Raw genomic sequence first — 19,138 nt, 5'->3', positions numbered from 1 at the left:
GTCGGTTAATATCAGTTCATTTATTTAAAAATACTGATTAGAGACCTATGTCACAATTAAAAACTGATGATACAAAAGTATAGTTATTGTGTTTTTTTTACTATTTATGAAAGCTTTAATATTAATTAAATTTAACCATCACTTTTAATTATAACGAGTAAAAATATGATTACGGAATTAACAAATATCGATTTAATTAAAGATAACCTTCAGGCGAATAATAAAAATGAAGTTTTTGAAGAATTAGCTCAAATGTTATTTGATAACAATCGAATCAGCAACAAAGCAGAATTTTTAACCGACATCCGTGAACGTGAAATATTGAGTGTAACGTCAATGGATGGCATCGCTTATCCACATTCGAAAAGTAAAGCGGTAAAAATACCTGCAATTGCCGTAGGCGTTAAGCGGGAAGGCATCGAATACGGCGATGAAGAAGGCATCAAACCAACAGTATTTTTTATGATCGCTTCACCAGATAACGATGCTGATCATCACATTTATGCTCTTCAGGAATTATTCGGAAAATTTAGTGAGGAGTTTATTTCAGATATTCATAACTCAAAAGACAAACACCAAATATTAAATGTTTTAATTAATTCATAAGGTACAAAATTATGAGTACACTCACAGCTCAAAATACGAGTAACAGCGATTTAAAAAAACGCCTCAGCACAATGAAAGGCCACCTTTTATTTGGTACTTCTCACATGCTTCCATTTATTGTTGCAGGGGGAGTACTATTGGCTCTGGCTGTTATGGCATCGGGTAAAGGCGCCGTTCCCGCTCACGGTTTATTAGCAGATATCTCGGCTATCGGTATTAAGGGACTGGTGTTATTCCCCATTATTCTCGGTGGGTTCATCGGTTATTCCATTGCAGATAAACCCGCTCTGGCTCCGGCGATGATATCCTCTGGTATCATGGCAGATATGGGCGGCGGTTTCCTGGGTTGTATTGTTGCGGGTTTCATTGCTGGTGGCGTGGTATTTCAACTGAAAAAGACCCCGCTTTCTGCCAACATGACAGCGCTTGGAGCATACTTTATCTACCCTCTTGTCGGCACCATTATATCCGCAGGTATTGTTTTGTGGGGCATCGGCGAACCGGTCAAAATTTTCATGGCATCGATGAACGAGTTCCTTGCATCTATGGCAGGAGCCTCTAAAGTCGTACTTGGAACCATTCTTGGTGGCATGACCGCATTTGATATGGGTGGACCAATCAACAAAGTAGCAACGCTGTTCGCTCAAACTCAGGTAGATACTCAACCCTGGCTGATGGGCGGTGTTGGTATTGCAATCTGTACACCACCTCTGGGTATGGCTCTGGCAACCTTCTTATTCAAGAAAAAATTCACAAAACAAGAACAGGAAGCAGGAAAAGCAGCAGCCATCATGGGCTCTATTGGTATCTCAGAAGGTGCCATTCCATTTGCAGCGAACGATCCTGTACGAGTTCTTCCTTCCATTGTTGCAGGTGGTATCGTCGGATGCGTATTTGGTTTTCTGACTAACGTATTGCTCCATGCCCCATGGGGTGGTCTGATTACTGCTCCCGTATCAAGCAACATACCGATGTACGTTGTTGGTATCATACTTGGATCGCTCACAACAGCTCTAATCGTCGGCTTCTGGAAACCTGTAGTAGAAGAAGATAAGGAAGCAGAACTGACCAATGCGCCTCAGCCTACAGCCGCTCCGATAGCACCATTAGCAAGTGGAGATGGCGAATACGATATCGTTGCTGTTACCTGCTGTCCGTCTGGTGTTGCGCACACATTTATGGCAGCAAAAGCACTGGAAAAAGCAGGCGCCGCGGCCGGCATCCGGGTCAAAGTAGAAACACAGGGCCAAAATGGTATTCAGAACCGCATCAGCGATCAGGATGTAGCCAATGCGAGACTGGTTATTCTGGCTCACGATATTCAGGTCAAAGATGCTCAACGCTTTGCAAACTCAAACATTATTGAATGCTCAACCAAAGAGGCAATGCGTAATGCAGCAACGCTGATTGAAGCATAAACATCCGGCGCCGTTCAGAGCCCTCTACCAAAGGGGCTCTGAATCTACCTAAGTTTCAGTCATATCATAACAAGCCGGGCTTATTTTACATTCTGAAAAACAAACTGGTTTAACTCAAAAACACTTTTGATTATGTACACCTCTTTATGTCTGGCTTGTGCTTCTAATCCGGACATAAATTCGTCATTCCAGAATTTCGGACAGAGCTTTAAGGTCTTATAGCTTTGTAACGAACCTTTTAAAACAGAACATCCTTCAGGCCAGCCTTCCGGCTTTATAAAGAACCCTTTTAGCAGACGTTTCGTCACAAACCAATAACTCGTCAGATAAGGGAGATCGATATAAACTAATGTATCAGCTGCTGCCAGACGTCGATTAAATGACTCTAAAGATCCCATTCCATCAATGATCCAGCATTCAGAAGATAAAATGGCGTTGTGTGCTTCATCGTATATCTCATGTTCAACTAACTCACTGTTCTTCTTGTAAACAATAGAATCCAACTGATGTAGTTGTATACCAGTTGCTGCAGCTAACGCTTTACTGACAGTCGACTTTCCGCTGCCCGGCTTGCCAAAAACTGCAATTCTTTTCATGTAACCTCCTTCAGTTGAGATAATTCCCACGAAGCAGATACAAAAAACCCACCTCTATGGGGTGGGTTCGGCAAATACGTCACTCAGCACAAATCCCACCATTCCTAAGGAATGATGATAATTCGGGATTGATGGTGTTTTATATTCGTATTCATACCATCATCTTCATATGTTAAAAACAGATTGTCAACGACATACTGTCTAAAAATCACTCGGCGCAATCAGAATCATAGCTCTTACCCATCAACCAGGAAATCCATCGTCTTCTTGAATTGAGAACAAACTCTTCATCTGTCTTTATACCTTCAATAACCACCCCATCTGCATTGGTATCCTGCTCACGAGTGGAAAAATGCCAGTCTTCGCTGTTAATACGCTTCCCATGAATAAGCGCATCACTAAGAGATTTACTCATAACGAATATGGTTAAGCCTTTGGTCTCGCTAATACCCAGACCTGTGTCCGATTTACTTCCGACGGCAACGGGTATTTTTACAGTACAGGTTTCTTTCCCTCCCTTGATCAGAGTATAAGTTGCATCGCCAATCCGCCCCTTAAGCCACAAAAGCTCACCTTGTGTCATTTTCTCTACAGTAAGAATACCCTGAGTTCCTGCAGGTAAAGCAACCGTGACCTGACTAAACAAAGAAAGCAAAATCAATAAGAATACTTTAAAATAACGTCGTATTTTCATAGCTGTATTTCCCCATTTCCGTACATTTTTGTCGGTTGCATTAACAGATAAAGCAACCAGAACGGCCCGATTACCGGAAGAAGAAAGATAAAGCCCCAATAGCCGGATTTATTGATATCGTGTAACCGGCGAACAATAGCAGCAAGCATTGGGATAAAACTCACGATGCTGTAAGCCATATCCGGCATCTCCACATTAAAAACAATATCGACGGCAATAAAGACGAATGTTATAAACAAATTCACCAGCATAAACATCCAGAACTCCCGGCGGCAGGAACACCCCGAGAAGTCAAAACCACGCTTAAAGGCAAGAAAATAGAACCTCATAAATGTATCTCCGTAACAAATACAATACGTGGTAATATTTTGAGAGAAAATGAAGTAACAAGCGTCCTAAAACGGGTTTCAGGTCGTCCCGGAACCGGTTTTTGTCTAAACTTTATTTTTTATTGTTTTTCATGTGGTTATCATTATCTTTAATAAGATGATCATTCTATTGTTAACATAGGACACATTATGCTCGCAATTCCAGTCCCATTTATTGTCTCTATGCTGTTTGGATTACTGGCAATAACGCTTTATTTCCGGTTTTCACATCAGGCAAAAATGGCCTGTCTTTTTTTGGGACTATGTGCCTTAACGACAGCAATGGTCGGGTTACGCTGGACTTTCCAGCTCAGCATTTTCACCATTGCACAACCCATCCTGGCCTCCATGATTCCCATCGTCGCCTGGTATACATTTGCTCATGTCAGCCGTTCACATAAACGTTTCCCTATTAAACATTACATTGTTCCGTTTTATGTCATTATCAGTGCCAGTACTCAATTCTGGCTGAAATTACCATTAGATGAAGCACTTACCTTAATTTATGTCGGATACGGTATTGCACTCATCCGCATCTCCGCAAAAGAAACACCACTGCTCAATGTATCTCTGGGTAACTGGGAGGGCGTTAAAAAAGCGGAAAATATTGCCGGATGGATGCTGATATTTTCAGCACTGACTGATACGTGCATGTCTCTGGATTTTGCCTTTAACCAGGGAACATGGTCATTGTACATTCTGACAATTGCGCACCTGATTCTTTTACCGGTATTGTCCATAGCTGTTATCATCGCGGGCATTAACATACCAGAACAAGAACAAGATCAGACAAACGAGAACAGCTTCGAAGACAAAGAGTTTAACGTACCACCGATCATGACCGTGGAACGGGCTAAGGAAATTACCGAGCTCTTAGATTCAAAAATTCGTCAGGATTCATTGTACTTAGATCCGGAGCTGACACTCGCTAAACTGACTCGTAAACTTGGAGTTCCGGCAAAGCAGATTTCAATCGCGGTCAATCAAACCCACGGACAAAACATTTCCAGATTTATCAATGCTTACCGGGTTAAACATGCAAAGCAAGCTTTGGTAACATCCCGTGCACCTGTTACTCAGATTTTCATGAACTCAGGTTTTCAAACAAAATCTAACTTCAACCGGGAATTTTCCAGAGTGACCGGCATGACGCCGACAGACTACCGAAAACACAATTTAAAACCGGATAATCACTAATATGCCTACCGGTAGTAGTGTCCGGTATGATTCAGGCAATCAAAAATTACCAGATTGCCTGATTTAAAAACACAATGGTTTAGGGTCGGTTTCTCTTCTGTTTCATTCTCACAACAGACCATATTGCCAGAGACATCCCAATGAGGTGAAACACCGTAAACTGCTCATCCAGAATTAAAATTGCAAATATTGTTGTGACAACCGGTCCAATGTTTCCGGTAAGGCTAAGTAGTGACGGCGTTAACTTTGCCATTGCCGCCCCCATAAAATAAGACGGGAGCACCGTACAAAATAGTCCGGTCGCAACACCAATCCAAATTAATTCACCGGACATGGATGAAAAGGGCATTCCCTGAAGGCTGTACTGAAACATGATAGCAGCTGCAGCACTACTCATCCCAATACTGGTAAATAAGTCACTCCCCAGTCGGGTTATCACTTTCTTGCTCAAAATCAGATATATTGAGAATATCACCGCCGAACTGACCGCTAAACCACTGCCAACCCATACCAACTGCCCTGTTTCTCTGAAATCATGTGCAATGATTAAAATTACGCCAAGATAGCCAATCAAAATAGAAGTTATCATGCGTGGAGTTGGTCGTTCTCTGAAAAAAAACCAGCTAAATATAATCACAAAAGAGGGATATAAAAAAATCAGCAGCCGCTCTAACTGAGCTGAAATAAAATCCAGAGCATAAATATCTAATGCGGACGCAAAATAATAGCCGAGAATACCCACTAACATAGCCTGCCATGCATACTGACGAACCTTAATACGGGCCTGACGCCGTCTGCACAACCAAACGAGAATAAATAAATAAAATGGCAATGAACTGGCCGCTCTCAAGCTCATAATCGCTGTTGCATCCCCCCCTGCCTGGTAAGCCAGTTTAATCAGGATGGGCTTAATAGAAAAAAGTCCGACACTAACCGAAGCATATAAAATGCCCAGTTGATACTGTCGATAAGAAGATGACGAAGAGGTGATACTGGTGTCGCTCATTTCTCTGTTCCTTATAAAAATGGCTACGAGAGAAATGACGTTCCGGCTGCATTCACTCGCAGCCGGGCACAACAATGTCTACCGACCACAGGGCATAAGAAGGAGCCAGAGGTAAGTAGTCATATACTGTGTCATGCGTTATATCCTTGAAATAGTGAGTAATCAGGCTAACAGAGTCAATTTATTGATGCAAGTCTACTTTTAACGACGCTCTCCAACACAATAAGCTAATCTAAAAGGGAGCAATCTGGCAATAATGGCTTTCTTAAACTTATTCTTTTATGGTATCTCAAAATATGGAGGTAAGTCCGGTAATTTAGCATGGCAAACGTATGAATATGACTGGCCTTTTATTGTCCCAACCATGACCGTACCACCGTTATCACACTTTTGCTTTATCTCCCGGTAAAGTGAATACGAACCGATAGATTGTCTGTCTAGCTGAGTAACTTTCCCTTCTTTAAAAGTATGACAATCCGAAGTATTCATTAACTGAAAGGTCATGTCTGACTGCATAGTATATGCAAAACTGCCACTACAGTCTGAATTCATCAAGTGATACAACATCTTAAAGGAAGAAAAGAAACGCTTTTTATTTTCAGGAAACGGCTTCTTAAGTAAATTCCAGCCAAGTCCCCGGTATACATTCTCAATATCCGAGACTTTGACCGGTTCCTGAATAAAATCAGATACCTTTTTGTAAAACTTATCATTTTGTACTGCTGATTTAAATGCACGTAACCATGATTTCTGGTCATAGTTTTTTTCAAAGGAACGGTTTGCAAATAACGTTTTCCACAAACGAGCCGAACAGCCAAAGCCACAGTAGTTATCAACCGAATAGTGGACAACCGCACCACAACCATAGACCATATCATTAACATCAGATTCAGACAGGGAATGCTGACCAGCCTGACTGGCGCAGGTATTTAATGCACCGGATACAATACGATTGTATGTCGACGCATTAATCAGATTCAGCTTGCGTAATAAATATGTGGAAAAATAATCGGCGCTGCCTTCATGAAGCCAGCCAGGACCACGGTTTGTATATAAGTCAGCATTCCACAAGTGAGACAATTCATGGGCAATAAGATGAAGAAACTTACTATTAAATGGTTTATCGGCATTAAACTCTCCGGTCATCTTCAGATTAACCTGATAATTCGTGACCTCTCCGTCTAAATCCAGATCAGTGTTGCCGGACTCCAACATCAAAAAGACCAGTACATTCTGACCCAGTTTCTGACCCAGAATTTTTGAATACTGACTGATAACACGACTGATTACATTTTCCAGCTTATTTTGTACTGATGCAGAAACTCCCGAATCGACAATGTAATCAACATCACCAACGCTCTGCAGTTTCTTTTCACCAAAATAAATATAGATATCCTTTTTTAGATGAATATTCCGAAGGCTTCTCCCCTGTTTCTCCCTGCTAAGAATGACCTTCTGCCCTTTTACTGAATTATATAAATTCAGATAACCATCCGCCTTTAATGTGTTGCCACCAGCACCAACAATCACATCTGGCCGGAAATAACCACTAAAAACTTCCCTCCCTCCATTTTTAAACAGGAAAAACAGAGGATACCAATTGGTATCCTGATAAATAACAGGCACAGTAATGGTTAATTTACGAAAAAACGCCAAATCTTTTTTGCGGTATGTATCGTAAGGACCGCTTTTCTCATGGACAAATTTTTTCTCTGTCACCCATGAGTCCCGTACAAACATTTTTCCAAATTTCACACTCTTTACCGGTATATTAAATCTATAGGTAACACTGAGCGTATCTGGCCGATTAACAATATCCACTGTGTAATTTTCTGCACAGCTTACCTCAAATGAACAAAATAAAAGCAACAACAAAGAAAAAACTCTCACCAGCCAGCTCCGGCATCTTTTAAAATCAACAACATGCCATTTTAGATTTTTTAGGTACACTCTGACCAGTTATTTATTCAACCACTTTCATTTAAGACCGGACCATTCATTAATTTAGCCATCAGACCTCCCACCCTTTTTCTCATCTCCCGCCGGTCTACAATCATATCAATGGCACCATGTTCCAGAAGAAACTCACTTTGCTGAAACTCATCCGGCAGTTTTTCCCGAACAGTTTGTTCAATGACGCGACGCCCGGCAAACCCAATCTTCGCCTTCGGCTCACCGATGTTAATATCCCCAAGCATTGCCAGACTTGCCGAAACGCCACCGAAAGTCTGATCGGTCAGTACCGAAATATAAGGCAAACCGACATTTGATAAACGATCTAAAGCGGCACTGGTCTTTGACATTTGCATAAGAGACAACAAAGATTCTTGCATGCGTGCTCCGCCACAGGCAGAAAAACACACTAAGCCACAATTGGCTTCAATCGCGGCCTCCACTGCCCTGACAAAACGAGCCCCGACAACTGACCCCATCGAACCGGCCATAAAAGCAAATTCAAATGCACAGGCAACAATCGGCAAACCAGATAACGTTCCTTTCATCACGATTAGTGCGTCCTTTTCACACGTACTCTTCTGAGCAAGAGCAAGGCGCTCCCTGTAGCGTTTTCGATCTTTAAAATCCAACAAATCCCTTGGCTCAAGTTCACTGGCAATCTCAATTCTCTCTGTAGTCACATCCAAAAACGTTTCCAGCCTACGCCGCGCTGCCATTCTCATGTGGTAATCACATTTCGGACAGACTTCTAAATTCTCTTCAAGTGTTATACGGTAAAGAATTTGGCGGCAGGATGGACACTTGGTCCAGACCCCTTCCGGAATCGGACTCTTACGTGTACTTAATCCGTTTTTTTTCTCTAGCAGCCTCTCAAGCCAGTTCATACAAAACCTTTAATAATATCCATAGTCTGATAGCGTTTGTACATTGAGTATCAGTCAATGTACTTTTTGCTCACAAACAGGCACATTTGAATGAACAACATTGTATAAACCCGATTTTGATAATAAAGTGGTAAAAATGGATTTAAAAATCCAATAATATGGGATAAAAGACGTGCTTGAGAAAATCGACCAACAATGGCTGACAACATTTCACTGTATCTATGAAAACAACAGCTTCAAAAGGGCAGCCGAATTCCTGAATTTACCGACATCCAATATCAGCAGACACATTGCATTATTAGAAGAAGCACTCGATACAAGACTTTTTGACCGCACGACACGCCGAATAGCCCCAACCGACGCCGGGGAACAGCTATATTCCCGGACACAACCGCTTATGGGAAAACTAAATGACGCACTGGAAGAAGTCACCCAACACTCACACAAAGTGACGGGACAACTCAGAATTCTGATGCCTGATTCTCCCGTTCTTGCTCAGGCAGTGGTGTCGTTTTGCCTTCGGCACCCTTCTGTTTCATTATGCTGCGATACCAGCATAAACCCCAAAGAAGACTTACTTGACGGCTTTGATGTCATCCTAAGCTTTCACCGGGGAAAATTATCAGACAGTAATTGGATCGCCAGAGAAATAAAGCGCTGGCCAAGCGCTGTTGTTGCATCCCCAAAACTCATTGAAACCTGTAAACGCCCCGTTCGGATCACAGATTTAAACCATGTCCCGTGTATCAGTAGTTTTACAGTACTTAACGGAACGCCCTGGATTTTCAAAAACACAAAAGGTGATTTGGTTACACAGAAAGTGAGGTCATCTTTTAAAGTTAATAGCGGATGTCTTGCCAAAACAGGTGCACTGGCAGGACTCGGGTTTGCCATACTTCCGGTCGAATCCTGTCAAGCTGAAATCAGTATCGGTTCTCTGGAAATCATCAAACTGGAGTTCGAACCAGCCGATTTGGTGTTGTACGCTTTTTATTCTTCCCGCAAACATTTAGCTAAAAAAATTTCAACGTTTGTTGAGCACTTACAGCAGCAAGGAAATATCAAATAAAACGAGCTTATCCACGTAATTTTCCCTAGAAAAGGGAAAGCGTCAGGCAACACACTAAAAAATAACAACATATACAGAATGACACATCCCAACTCAAAGATTAAGCAAACGTTTGCCATTTACTGACAGATAACTACAATAGCGTCATTACTTCATATATGGCCACATCATCATGAAAAAAATCATAACGTTAATATTAACTACTCTTCTCTCGGTTTCAGCCTATGCTCAGGAACGCATTGCCATTATCGGAGCGATGGATGTTGAAATTGAAGCATTGGTTCCTCAATTAAAAAACAAAGAAGACGTTACCATTGCCAATCATAAATTCTATCAGGGAGAACTTGCCGGCAAGCCTGTTGTTATAACGAAAAGTGGTGTCGGGAAAGTCAATACAGCAATCACAGCGACTCTGTTAGCAACAAAATACGACTTAAAAGACATTATATTTACCGGTATTGCCGGTGCCTGTTCTCCGGAAGTTGAACCGATGGATGTCGTGATATCTACGGCATTGGTTCAACACGACGTTGACTTAACAGCTTTTAACCGGCCAAAAGGATTACTGCCGGGCTATACATCCCGAGAATTTCTGCCAGGTAAAGCGTTGCTGAAAAAAGCCTATCAGGCATCTATCAGTGTATTGCCAAATAACAAGGTGCATGAAGGTATTATTGCTTCTGGTGACCAGTTTATTGCCAGCAAACAAAAAGTGAGTGATATTCATAAAGAATTCAATGCCATGGCCGTCGAAATGGAAGGGGCCGCCCTTGGTCAGGTCGCACAGAAATTTAAAATTCCTTATATTGTCATCCGCACCATCTCAGATAAAGCGGATGGCTCTGCCGAAGTGACATACAGTGAGTTGAAAAAAGCAACCGCGGACAATTCAGCAAAAATCACTCTGGCCTTGCTTAAAGAACTTTAAGTCTCGCCCTACCCGGATGGAACCGGTATATGGCTTAGTCTTTTCTAAGCCATATATCCTAAAAGCATTTGGTGAGAACGCTTTCTATTCTGTTGAGCATCAATCAGAAACCATATCCAGTGCCATCGGGATATCCACCATTCCACGTCGGTTTCTTACCCCTGCTGTGCGTTTAAACCCAAAACGCGCATAGACACTTTCTGCGTTCATTGCTGAGTTCACGGTAAAGCGGCCACAATTACCGTTTCTGAGAGATTCCATCTTAATGGCTTCCCATAGCCGTCGGGAGAGTCCCTCACCCTGATAATCATCATTGACAAACAAATGATACAAATGTGAATAGGCCCGAATACCGGCAACACCAATCACATCATTTTCCGGGGTAACCGCCACGACATACGCATAATTTTCAGACAAATACCTTTCTATGCTCTCCTCAGACATTGAGCCCAGCAAAACACGATGAACGGCGACATCACAAGACGGGCAAACGTACTTTTCCGTTAAAGGTACAATCAGTTCACTGATCGCTTTCGCATCATTTATTACGGCTTGTCTGATGTTGATAAGCATCATTTCTCCCGATCTATCATGAGGTTTTCTCATTCGACTGTGATTCTTCCTTTATCCAGTTTATAAAACACTGCACCGCTTTGCTACTCATCCCTAAAGGTTCAGGAAGCACCGCACAAAATGTTTTTATCACGGTCTGGCTGTCCTTCCAGGGACTCAGCAATAACCCATTTTTCAGCTCTCTTTCGACATAAACGGCAGGCACTAACGCCACTCCTAAACCAGCCAGTGCAGCCTCAATCGTCATAGAATGCAAATCATAGTAAGACCCGACGGATGGGTTGGCAATTAACACTCCGGTTTCTCTTGCATAGAGTTGCCAGGCATTGGGGTTCTGCCTTCGGTGTAAAAGAGGCATGTCATTTAAATCATGAGATGGATAAGACTGAAGTAAACAAGGACTGCATACCGGTATTAACCTCTCATCAAACAGTTCCTGAGTATGCATACCCGCCCATGCCGGATGAACATAGTGGATAGCCGCATCAAAATTGCTTTGGCTTAACACAAAGGGCTCCAGCTTTTCCGTAAGGTGGACCGAAATATTGGGGTACAAGGCTTTAAACGTTTTCAATCTGGGGAGTAGCCACCGGACGGCAAACGTAGGAATGATTGCCAGATTAAGGCTGGCACCGTCGTTGGTTTGCCCCATCATAAATTGCGAATCTCTTTCTAAACGATCCAGAATCTCTGCCACCTGGGAGGCATACCGTTGACCATTAGGAAGAAGCCGTACCCGATTCCCGGTTCTTTCAAAAAGTGAGACACCCAGAAAAGATTCTAATCGTGCAATTTGTCGGCTGATGGCACCTTCGGTTAAAGCTAATTCATCGGCTGCACGAGAAAAACTGCCATGTCGTGCTGCCGCATCAAAAGCAATAAGAGAAGCATTACTGGGGAGTTTTCTTCTCATCATGTCCTCCTGTGACAGGTTCAAATCAGTATTACATTTCATCACTAACAAGTGAATAAATTTCGATTTATAGGCGCATTTATTTCTTTACTATTACTTATAGTCATAATTTCTAAAATCATACTCAGGAGAAACCAAATGATTTATACCGTTGAATGTGATTATTCTTCAGCTGAAACGGAAGCGGCATGGAATGATTTTTATACTTTAAACAAACTTCCGGCGCTGATTCATGTCAATGGGTTTCTGACCTCACAGCGGTTTATCACGGAAAACGAGGCACACCCCGCTTATCTTGCGGTACATTCCATCCGAAACGCAGACATTTTAATCAGTGACGATTATCGCCGTAAAGGCGGGGGAAATTTTGCAAAATGGCAGGACTGTATTACGAACTGGCGACGAAATACTTACTGTGGTATTCAATTCGCGCCACCGGTGAATAACAATGAATACCTGTTGTTAAGCACAAAAAACGAACCCATTTTATCTGAATTAGGGATCAACAGTTATTTGTTACAGGCAACCTCGTTAGATAAAAACCCGGAGAAGAGGTGGCTTGCAAAAATCCATCATTCACAATGGCAAAGTGTAAACTCTTTATTTTCACAGGACACTTGTGTTTACCGGCCTTTGACAACACAACTTACCGCTGCATAACCCCGTATTATTTCGGGTAAGGAAACGATTTATGCCAAATATATCAATCATGATTCCTGAATCAGAAATGACATCCGGCATGCAGTTGGATCAGTTTGTATCAGAATGCACCAAGCTCTGCACACATGTGTTAAAAGCAAAACGAAATAACGTAAATATACAATTCATCAAAACGACGCCCGGTTTTGGACTGCCGGTAAGTATAGAAATTAAATATCGTCTGGAACCTTTTCGAACCGCTGAAATAATGACGTCATTTTTACTCGGGCTGAATTCCTGTGTTGCTAAGACGATTCAGTTACCCGCCAGAATTCGGTGTTTCGGATACGATGCCTCAAATATATATGCACTTAATTAAGGAGTATTTTGACTATGTTAGATTATTCACAAATGATGGTTGGGGATTATACGATCAGTGCATTAAGTGACGGGGGCTTAACCGCGGATGTAGCGTGCCTTTCCAATATTGAAATACAGGAAGCACACCGCATACTGGAACGCTCAGGAAAAAGTGACCCTGGCAAATTAAATATCAACTGCTTCTTAATTCAGGGAAAAGGAAAAACAATCTTAGTCGACAGTGGCGCCGGGGGTATTAATCAATGGGGCGGACAACTCCCAGATCAGTTACGGTTACAAAACATCCATCCGGATGAGATAGATATAATTCTTTTAACGCATGCTCACCCCGATCATATAGGCGGACTTTTAACTCATGAAGACAATGTCATGTTCCCAAATGCAATGTTATACATTCACCAGAATGAGTATGATTTTTGGTTAAGTGAATTTGAGTTTGATCAGGCCAATGAGAGAGCGAAGCGAAACTTCACACTGGCTCGCAAAGTTCTTGCTAACTATGCAGGCAAAATTAACACCTTTCAGAAGGGTGAAATAATTTCTGGAATAAACGCGGTTCCCCTACCCGGACATACGCCTGGTCATAGCGGTTTTTTGATTGAATCTGCAGAACAACGTTTACTGATCTGGGGGGATATAGTTCATTTCCCTGAGATTCAGATTGCCCATCCAGAGGTCACGATTGCGTTCGACTATGATAAACAGGAAGCCTCTTTAACACGAAAACAATTATTACATGAAGTGAGTCAACAACAACTCACCATTACCGGCATGCATTTGGTTCAGTCATGCTTTGCAAAAATTCATCACATTAACGGGGAATTTGTTATTGATTATCCGGTAAATGGGTAATCTGCTGACTTTCTTATCCTATTTTAAACGTATTTCTATGAGGCAGATTTGTTTCCCTCTGCCTCATAACGTCCGGATATTTAGCGGATACACAATGTCACGTTACCAAACCTGCGGTGCAATATCACACACCAGACGGATTTTGTTCCATTGCTCTTCTTCTGTCAGTTTATTGCCTTCTTCCGTTGATGCAAACCCACATTGCGGGCTGAGACATAAATTATCCAGAGGCACATATTGCGTGGCTTCTTCAATTCGGGCTTTGATCTCAGCGGTATCTTCCAACTGCGGGAATTTTGACGTGATAAGGCCAAGAACGACTTGGCTTTCTTTATTCGTCCAGTGACGAAGTGGTGAAAAATCACCGGAACGGTCATTATCGTATTCCAGGAAAAAACCATCGTAGTGACAAGCGAAAAGCGGCTTCGCTACTGACTCATAACCTCCGGAAAACAGCCAGGATGACGCATGGTTGCCCCGGCAGATATGGGTTGTAATCACCATATCGTCCGGTTTGCCCTGCAAAGCGTTGTTGATAATGTCTGAACATTTCCACGCAATCTCCCCGGCATTGATGCCTTTTTGATCAAGTTCGCGTTGTTTATCCGCATCACCAAGAAAAGCCCAGTTCGTGTCATCAAATTGCAGATAGCGACAACCAACAGCATAAAATGCCTGAATGACCTCCCGGTAAACACGTGCCAGATCCTGATAAAAATCGTCAATCGACGGATAAATATCGTGCACTCGGGATGAGCCATCATTGGCCAGAATTTCCTGCCGGACAATCATGGTTGGACTCGGAATGGTGGCCTTCGCGACATACGACTCATCGTCACCGATAAGGTTCTGTAAAAAGGTAAAGTGACCAAGAAACGGGTGATCATCATTAAAAGACAGCTGATCCACCACCCGGATATTATACGACGGGGCGGCTTTCCCATGGAAAGTCTGGTTGTATCCACTTTGCGGCACGTACCCTTCGATACCATTCAGGTTTTCAAGAAAATCGATGTGCCAGAAGCTCCGACGAAACTCACCATCGGTAACCACATGCAGGCCGGCTGATTTCTGTTTCTCTACCAGCTCCCGGATCGCCTTATCTTCGACCTGAGTCAACTGCTCTTTTGAAATACTGCCTGAAGCATAATCGCGTCGGGCCTGATGAAGATAATCAGGACGAAGATAACTGCCAACAATATCAGCGCGGAAAGGGGGACGAACAGCCATGATAGATACCTCTGAATTCATTTCAATGCCCCTTATATTAATAGACGTCTAGACATCTTTAAAATGGATATTATTTCATATTGATCATGAAATTTTTTCATCAGAAAACCGTGCCTGATACGGATCTAATTCTCTCCCGGTGGCAATACAAAGGTCGCCGTATAATTCAGGCCGTCGTCCACGAATCCACCGCCGTCCCGTGCACATCTCAAGTTCAGCGCCCTTAAGATCCGCTATCACCATGTCGTCTTCAATACTGTCCGTTTCGGCAACCCTTTCACCATACGGGCTCAAAATCATAGCATGCCCGGTACGTACTTCATTCCAATCCAGACCCACTCCATTACTGAAAATGACAAACATACCGTTATCGTGTGCCCGGGCCGGAAGCCACCGAAGCACCCACTCCTTTCCTTTCGGCCCCTGCATTTCCTTTCGCAACGCTTCCGGATTTGTATGACGGTTTATCCATAGCTCAGAATCGATCAACCCCATTGCGTTAGGACTACGGGAGTGGCACCCTCCGGTCTGATGAGGGGCAATAAGTATCTCGGCCCCTTTTAACGCCGTGATACGAGCATTTTCAACAAGATTATTATCCCAGCAGGTCAACACACCGACCCGACAACCATGCGGAGTATCAAATACAGTATAAGTGTCACCACTGCTCATATGTCGGCTCACAAACGTATGCAGTTTACGATGCGCCTTAATACGGCCATCCGGCATGGCAAACACATACGTGTTGAACAGGTTTCCGTGCTCGTCAATTTCAATAAGCCCGGCTCCGATACTTATCTTCAGATCATTTGACAGCTTCAGTAAGTATTGTGAACTCCTACCCGAAGGAACCGGTTCAGCAAGCGCTTCAATTTCGTTTTTGTTTAATACAGACACATGCCAGTAGCCGGTTATGCACATTTCCGGGAAAGCAATAATTTCAACACGGCTTGCTGCGGCTTTCCGGGCAAACTTTTCGATGACGGATAAATTGTAATGCTTGTCTCCGGCCCGATGAGTAAACTGAACGGATGCTACTCTTACGTCTTTCATTTTGCTACTCCTGTTAAAAAATGAACATCAACAGTCTAAACAGCACTTTTTATTCCGTATAATGACAAATTATCTGTTATCAATGAGCATATGGAATGAATATCGATCGGATTCAGGCATTTTGTCAGTTAGCCAAAGACGGTAATTACAGGGTTGCCGCCGACAATCTTTGCATTACTCAGTCGGCTTTAACAAAAAAAATCAAACGACTGGAAGAAGAAACCAATACCCTTTTGTTTGAACGAGGAAGGCAGGGAGCCGTCATCACGCAGGCCGGACAAGCGTTACTGTCTGACGCGCAACATCTGATAAACCGGTTTTCAGATTTTCAGAAACTTTCAGCCTGTGTATCGGAAGGATCTCGCGGTCATCTGAACATTGGATTCGGCATATCAACGTACCGGCAGGCGCCTGACGCTATCGCCCGGTTTAAAAACCGTTATCCGAACATTCATATCACGTTGAATGATATTCCATCCCTGGTTCAGAGAGAAAAACTGCTTTCCGGCGAGCTCCATCTGAGTTTCAACCGTTTGCACAATATCGAAAAGCCGCTAATGGGTATCAAGCTCTTTTCCGACCGGTTAGCGATTGCCGTTCATAAAAGCGAACAAATTGACCGGAATAACATCTGGTCATCCTTGTCTCACCTGAACTACCTGCAGCTAACCCCTTCCCGTGGACCGGGACTTCACCAGCAAATACACGCTTATCTGGCTGACAAAAAACAGCCGCTCACTGCCACACAAGAAGCCAATGACATCCTGACATTACTTGCTCTGGTTTCATCAAAACTGGGATTTACATTGATTCCGTCCAGTGCCAAAGAAATCGGCCGCCCCGACATTAAACTGATTCCTCTGAATGAAGAGCCGGCATGTTGGGATGTCGGATTAATCTGGAATACCGATAAAATCAATCCGGCCAGAGACCGGTTTATTGATAATGTAAAAACAATAAAACCAACAAATTGTTAAACACGCATGCTAAGGGTCAACAGACCCTAATGTTTGATTGAAAACTTACTAACGTGCTTCAGCAATTCTTTTGATAAAACATCCAGCTCAAGCACGGTATCGTTACAGGAAGAAACCGATTTCGCGGTATCTCTGACCATTTCAGAAATCAGCTCAACATTCCGAGCAAGCTCATCCGATGCCACCTGCTGCTCACCGGTTGCACTCGATACTTCGCGGGTCATTGATAGCGTTTTGTTGGTGCTTGTACTGATTTCCTGGAAAACATCACTCACCGAGCCAGAAATGGCCTTGTTTTCTTCAACCATAGGTAAAACTGACGAAAGTGCATGTGCAACAGCATCTGTATCTTTTTGAATAATATCAATCGTACTGGTAATTTCATCCGTTGCGGAGGCCGTCCGGGAAGCAAGAGTCCGAACTTCATCGGCAACAACCGCAAATCCTCTGCCCTGTTCTCCAGCCCGTGCCGCTTCTATTGCTGCATTTAAGGCAAGCAGATTTGTCTGACCCGCTATATCATTAATCACTTCAACAATATTTCCAATCGAATCAATTTTATCCTGTAGCTTCTTAAAATCACTGACAGAATATTCTATCTTTTCAGACATACTCTCAATCGTCTGATTTGAATCATGAATCAGAGCTACGCCTGAATTACTGGTATTATAAGAATCCTGAGAATTATTTTCGGTTTCCTGTGCATTCAGAGAGATTTCTTGAATGCAATTTGAAAGCTCCTGGATCGCTGCAGAGGTTGAAATCGATGCATCAGAAGACTTTTGAGACGATTCATTTATCACCGTAAATTCTGACATCAACTGTTTTGAAGATACATGCAAACTGGAAGAAGCCTTTTGTATACTCTCCACCATTTCCTTCAGGGATGTTTGCATAAGGTTAATGGATCCTAATAAACTGTCTTTTTTAAACGAACCTTCAATGATTTCATTTAGGCTGCCCTTAGCAATCTTGCTGGTGATTGCCACCGCATAGTCTGGTTCTCCACCTAACTTAGTCAATATCGATCTCGAAATATAAACAACAGTAAAGGCTATAATCACAATCATTGATATCGATATAAGGATAAATTTGATTGCAAAATCCCAATAAGCATTGGAGAGATCATCCATATAAACACCAATTCCCATCACCCAATTCCATTTCGGAATTTTAGCCACCGCATTAATTTTCAAAATCTGTTCTTGAGTACCGGGCTTTAAGCTTTTACTGACAGCAAAAATAAATTTCTTGTTTTGCAACTCATCCAGATATTTTTTATTAGAACTCTGAAACTGACCTATTTTCTCTTTTTTTATATGTACTCTTGCAATTGCATGCTCGTCATTTGACCATATATACGAATCACCGTATTGATACTGAGATAGAATCTGCGTAACTTTTTCTTCTGCGTTCTTTCGGGATATTTCCCCCAGACTTTCTGCCTTAATAACCGGCTCGACCTGCTTTTCAGCAAACGTTAATGTGGTTTCTAACTCATGTTTTCGGGCATCAATCAAACTTGTCCGTATTGAATAAAGCCCATAGCTTCCAAGAGAAGCCAACCCCAGAATGACAACCACAACCAGCATAATTAATTGCTGAGATAATTTCATATAAGCACCTACCACCTGATTAGTTAGGACCGTCTATGTCTAAACTGACAAATTTAACTTAGTAGTCAAAAGAATGACACAAGTCAATAATTAGGACAAGGCAATGAGTTTATTACTTTTTTATTCTTAAGAGAGGATTTATTGATAAATTAGTCAAAAATAGTGATGTATACTCCCTTTTT

20 protein-coding genes are annotated in these 19,138 nt (G+C 42.4%); 9 read left to right on the top strand and 11 right to left on the bottom strand.

Annotated features, from left to right (window positions below; translation table 11 throughout):
- Positions 1-165 precede the first annotated feature (165 nt).
- Both LRQ06_RS17100 and LRQ06_RS17095 read left to right on the top strand, forming a co-directional pair.
- Complete coding sequence (locus tag LRQ06_RS17100; protein WP_232768254.1) at positions 166-606, top strand: PTS sugar transporter subunit IIA; 441 nt, start codon at positions 166-168, stop codon at positions 604-606.
- 11 nt (positions 607-617) lie between these two features.
- Positions 618-2,024 (top strand): PTS fructose transporter subunit IIBC, encoded by a 1,407-nt coding sequence (locus tag LRQ06_RS17095; protein WP_232768253.1) that lies wholly within the window; start codon positions 618-620, stop codon positions 2,022-2,024.
- Between the two features lie 80 nt (positions 2,025-2,104).
- Here LRQ06_RS17095 and LRQ06_RS17090 read toward each other — a convergent pair whose 3' ends face one another.
- From LRQ06_RS17090 to LRQ06_RS17080, 3 genes are all read right to left on the bottom strand, one after another.
- Complete coding sequence (locus LRQ06_RS17090) at positions 2,105-2,620, bottom strand: P-loop NTPase family protein (RefSeq protein WP_232768252.1); 516 nt, start codon at positions 2,618-2,620, stop codon at positions 2,105-2,107.
- 208 nt (positions 2,621-2,828) lie between these two features.
- On the bottom strand, positions 2,829-3,314 hold the full coding sequence (locus LRQ06_RS17085) for a hypothetical protein (RefSeq protein ID WP_232768251.1): 486 nt from the start codon (positions 3,312-3,314) through the stop codon (positions 2,829-2,831).
- Positions 3,311-3,643: a DUF805 domain-containing protein gene (locus LRQ06_RS17080; RefSeq protein ID WP_232768250.1), complete on the bottom strand. Its 333-nt coding sequence runs from the start codon at positions 3,641-3,643 to the stop codon at positions 3,311-3,313. The genes LRQ06_RS17085 and LRQ06_RS17080 overlap by 4 nt, the downstream gene beginning before the upstream one ends.
- A gap of 189 nt (positions 3,644-3,832) precedes the next feature.
- Here LRQ06_RS17080 and LRQ06_RS17075 point away from each other — a divergent pair, with 189 nt between their 5' ends.
- Complete coding sequence (locus tag LRQ06_RS17075; RefSeq protein WP_232768249.1) at positions 3,833-4,879, top strand: helix-turn-helix domain-containing protein; 1,047 nt, start codon at positions 3,833-3,835, stop codon at positions 4,877-4,879.
- Positions 4,880-4,958: 79 nt separating this feature from the next.
- Here the strand turns inward: LRQ06_RS17075 and LRQ06_RS17070 are convergent, their stop codons facing one another.
- The 3 genes from LRQ06_RS17070 to accD all read right to left on the bottom strand — a co-directional run bounded on the left by LRQ06_RS17070 (position 4,959) and on the right by accD (position 8,725).
- Entirely contained in the window at positions 4,959-5,885 is a 927-nt protein-coding gene (locus LRQ06_RS17070; RefSeq protein ID WP_232768248.1) for a DMT family transporter, read from the bottom strand.
- A gap of 279 nt (positions 5,886-6,164) precedes the next feature.
- Positions 6,165-7,640, bottom strand: a complete 1,476-nt coding sequence (locus tag LRQ06_RS17065; protein WP_232768247.1) for a gluzincin family metallopeptidase — start codon at positions 7,638-7,640, stop codon at positions 6,165-6,167.
- Positions 7,641-7,852: 212 nt separating this feature from the next.
- The gene (accD, locus tag LRQ06_RS17060; RefSeq protein ID WP_232768246.1) at positions 7,853-8,725 is read right to left on the bottom strand and encodes an acetyl-CoA carboxylase, carboxyltransferase subunit beta; all 873 of its coding nucleotides are present in this window, start codon (positions 8,723-8,725) and stop codon (positions 7,853-7,855) included.
- 172 nt (positions 8,726-8,897) lie between these two features.
- Here accD and LRQ06_RS17055 point away from each other — a divergent pair, with 172 nt between their 5' ends.
- Entirely contained in the window at positions 8,898-9,794 is an 897-nt protein-coding gene (locus tag LRQ06_RS17055; RefSeq protein WP_232768245.1) for a LysR family transcriptional regulator, read from the top strand.
- 169 nt (positions 9,795-9,963) lie between these two features.
- Positions 9,964-10,722 (top strand): 5'-methylthioadenosine/adenosylhomocysteine nucleosidase, encoded by a 759-nt coding sequence (locus tag LRQ06_RS17050; protein WP_232769005.1) that lies wholly within the window; start codon positions 9,964-9,966, stop codon positions 10,720-10,722.
- 99 nt (positions 10,723-10,821) lie between these two features.
- Here the strand turns inward: LRQ06_RS17050 and LRQ06_RS17045 are convergent, their stop codons facing one another.
- Positions 10,822-11,328, bottom strand: coding sequence for a GNAT family N-acetyltransferase (locus LRQ06_RS17045; protein ID WP_232768244.1), 507 nt, complete (start codon positions 11,326-11,328; stop codon positions 10,822-10,824).
- Positions 11,312-12,211, bottom strand: coding sequence for a LysR substrate-binding domain-containing protein (locus tag LRQ06_RS17040; protein ID WP_232768243.1), 900 nt, complete (start codon positions 12,209-12,211; stop codon positions 11,312-11,314). The genes LRQ06_RS17045 and LRQ06_RS17040 overlap by 17 nt, the downstream gene beginning before the upstream one ends.
- Before the next feature lie 135 nt (positions 12,212-12,346).
- On the opposite strand from LRQ06_RS17040, the gene LRQ06_RS17035 reads away from it, so the two are divergent.
- From LRQ06_RS17035 to LRQ06_RS17025, 3 genes are read left to right on the top strand one after another with little or no spacing between them, the layout of a single operon-like run.
- Positions 12,347-12,868 (top strand): hypothetical protein, encoded by a 522-nt coding sequence (locus tag LRQ06_RS17035; RefSeq protein WP_232768242.1) that lies wholly within the window; start codon positions 12,347-12,349, stop codon positions 12,866-12,868.
- A gap of 31 nt (positions 12,869-12,899) precedes the next feature.
- Entirely contained in the window at positions 12,900-13,226 is a 327-nt protein-coding gene (locus LRQ06_RS17030) for a hypothetical protein (RefSeq protein WP_232768241.1), read from the top strand.
- Between the two features lie 14 nt (positions 13,227-13,240).
- Complete coding sequence (locus tag LRQ06_RS17025) at positions 13,241-14,080, top strand: MBL fold metallo-hydrolase (RefSeq protein ID WP_232768240.1); 840 nt, start codon at positions 13,241-13,243, stop codon at positions 14,078-14,080.
- Between the two features lie 102 nt (positions 14,081-14,182).
- Here the strand turns inward: LRQ06_RS17025 and LRQ06_RS17020 are convergent, their stop codons facing one another.
- Together LRQ06_RS17020 and LRQ06_RS17015 are read right to left on the bottom strand one after the other, a co-directional pair.
- Positions 14,183-15,331: a 5-methyltetrahydropteroyltriglutamate--homocysteine S-methyltransferase gene (locus tag LRQ06_RS17020; RefSeq protein WP_232768239.1), complete on the bottom strand. Its 1,149-nt coding sequence runs from the start codon at positions 15,329-15,331 to the stop codon at positions 14,183-14,185.
- Positions 15,332-15,394: 63 nt separating this feature from the next.
- Positions 15,395-16,363, bottom strand: coding sequence for a nitrilase family protein (locus LRQ06_RS17015; RefSeq protein WP_232768238.1), 969 nt, complete (start codon positions 16,361-16,363; stop codon positions 15,395-15,397).
- A gap of 95 nt (positions 16,364-16,458) precedes the next feature.
- Between LRQ06_RS17015 and LRQ06_RS17010 the strand changes: the two genes are divergently transcribed.
- Positions 16,459-17,340 carry a LysR family transcriptional regulator gene (locus tag LRQ06_RS17010; protein ID WP_232768237.1) on the top strand — a complete coding sequence of 294 codons (882 nt, stop codon included), beginning with the start codon at positions 16,459-16,461 and terminating at the stop codon, positions 17,338-17,340.
- Positions 17,341-17,366: 26 nt separating this feature from the next.
- Here the strand turns inward: LRQ06_RS17010 and LRQ06_RS17005 are convergent, their stop codons facing one another.
- Complete coding sequence (locus LRQ06_RS17005) at positions 17,367-18,956, bottom strand: methyl-accepting chemotaxis protein (RefSeq protein ID WP_232768236.1); 1,590 nt, start codon at positions 18,954-18,956, stop codon at positions 17,367-17,369.
- Positions 18,957-19,138 lie beyond the last annotated feature (182 nt).

Origin of the sequence: Vibrio salinus, from assembly GCF_021272385.1 — a bacterium.
In the GTDB taxonomy this organism is placed as follows: Bacteria; Pseudomonadota; Gammaproteobacteria; order Enterobacterales; family Vibrionaceae; genus Vibrio; species Vibrio salinus.
This window is presented reverse-complemented; position numbering and strand designations above follow the sequence as displayed.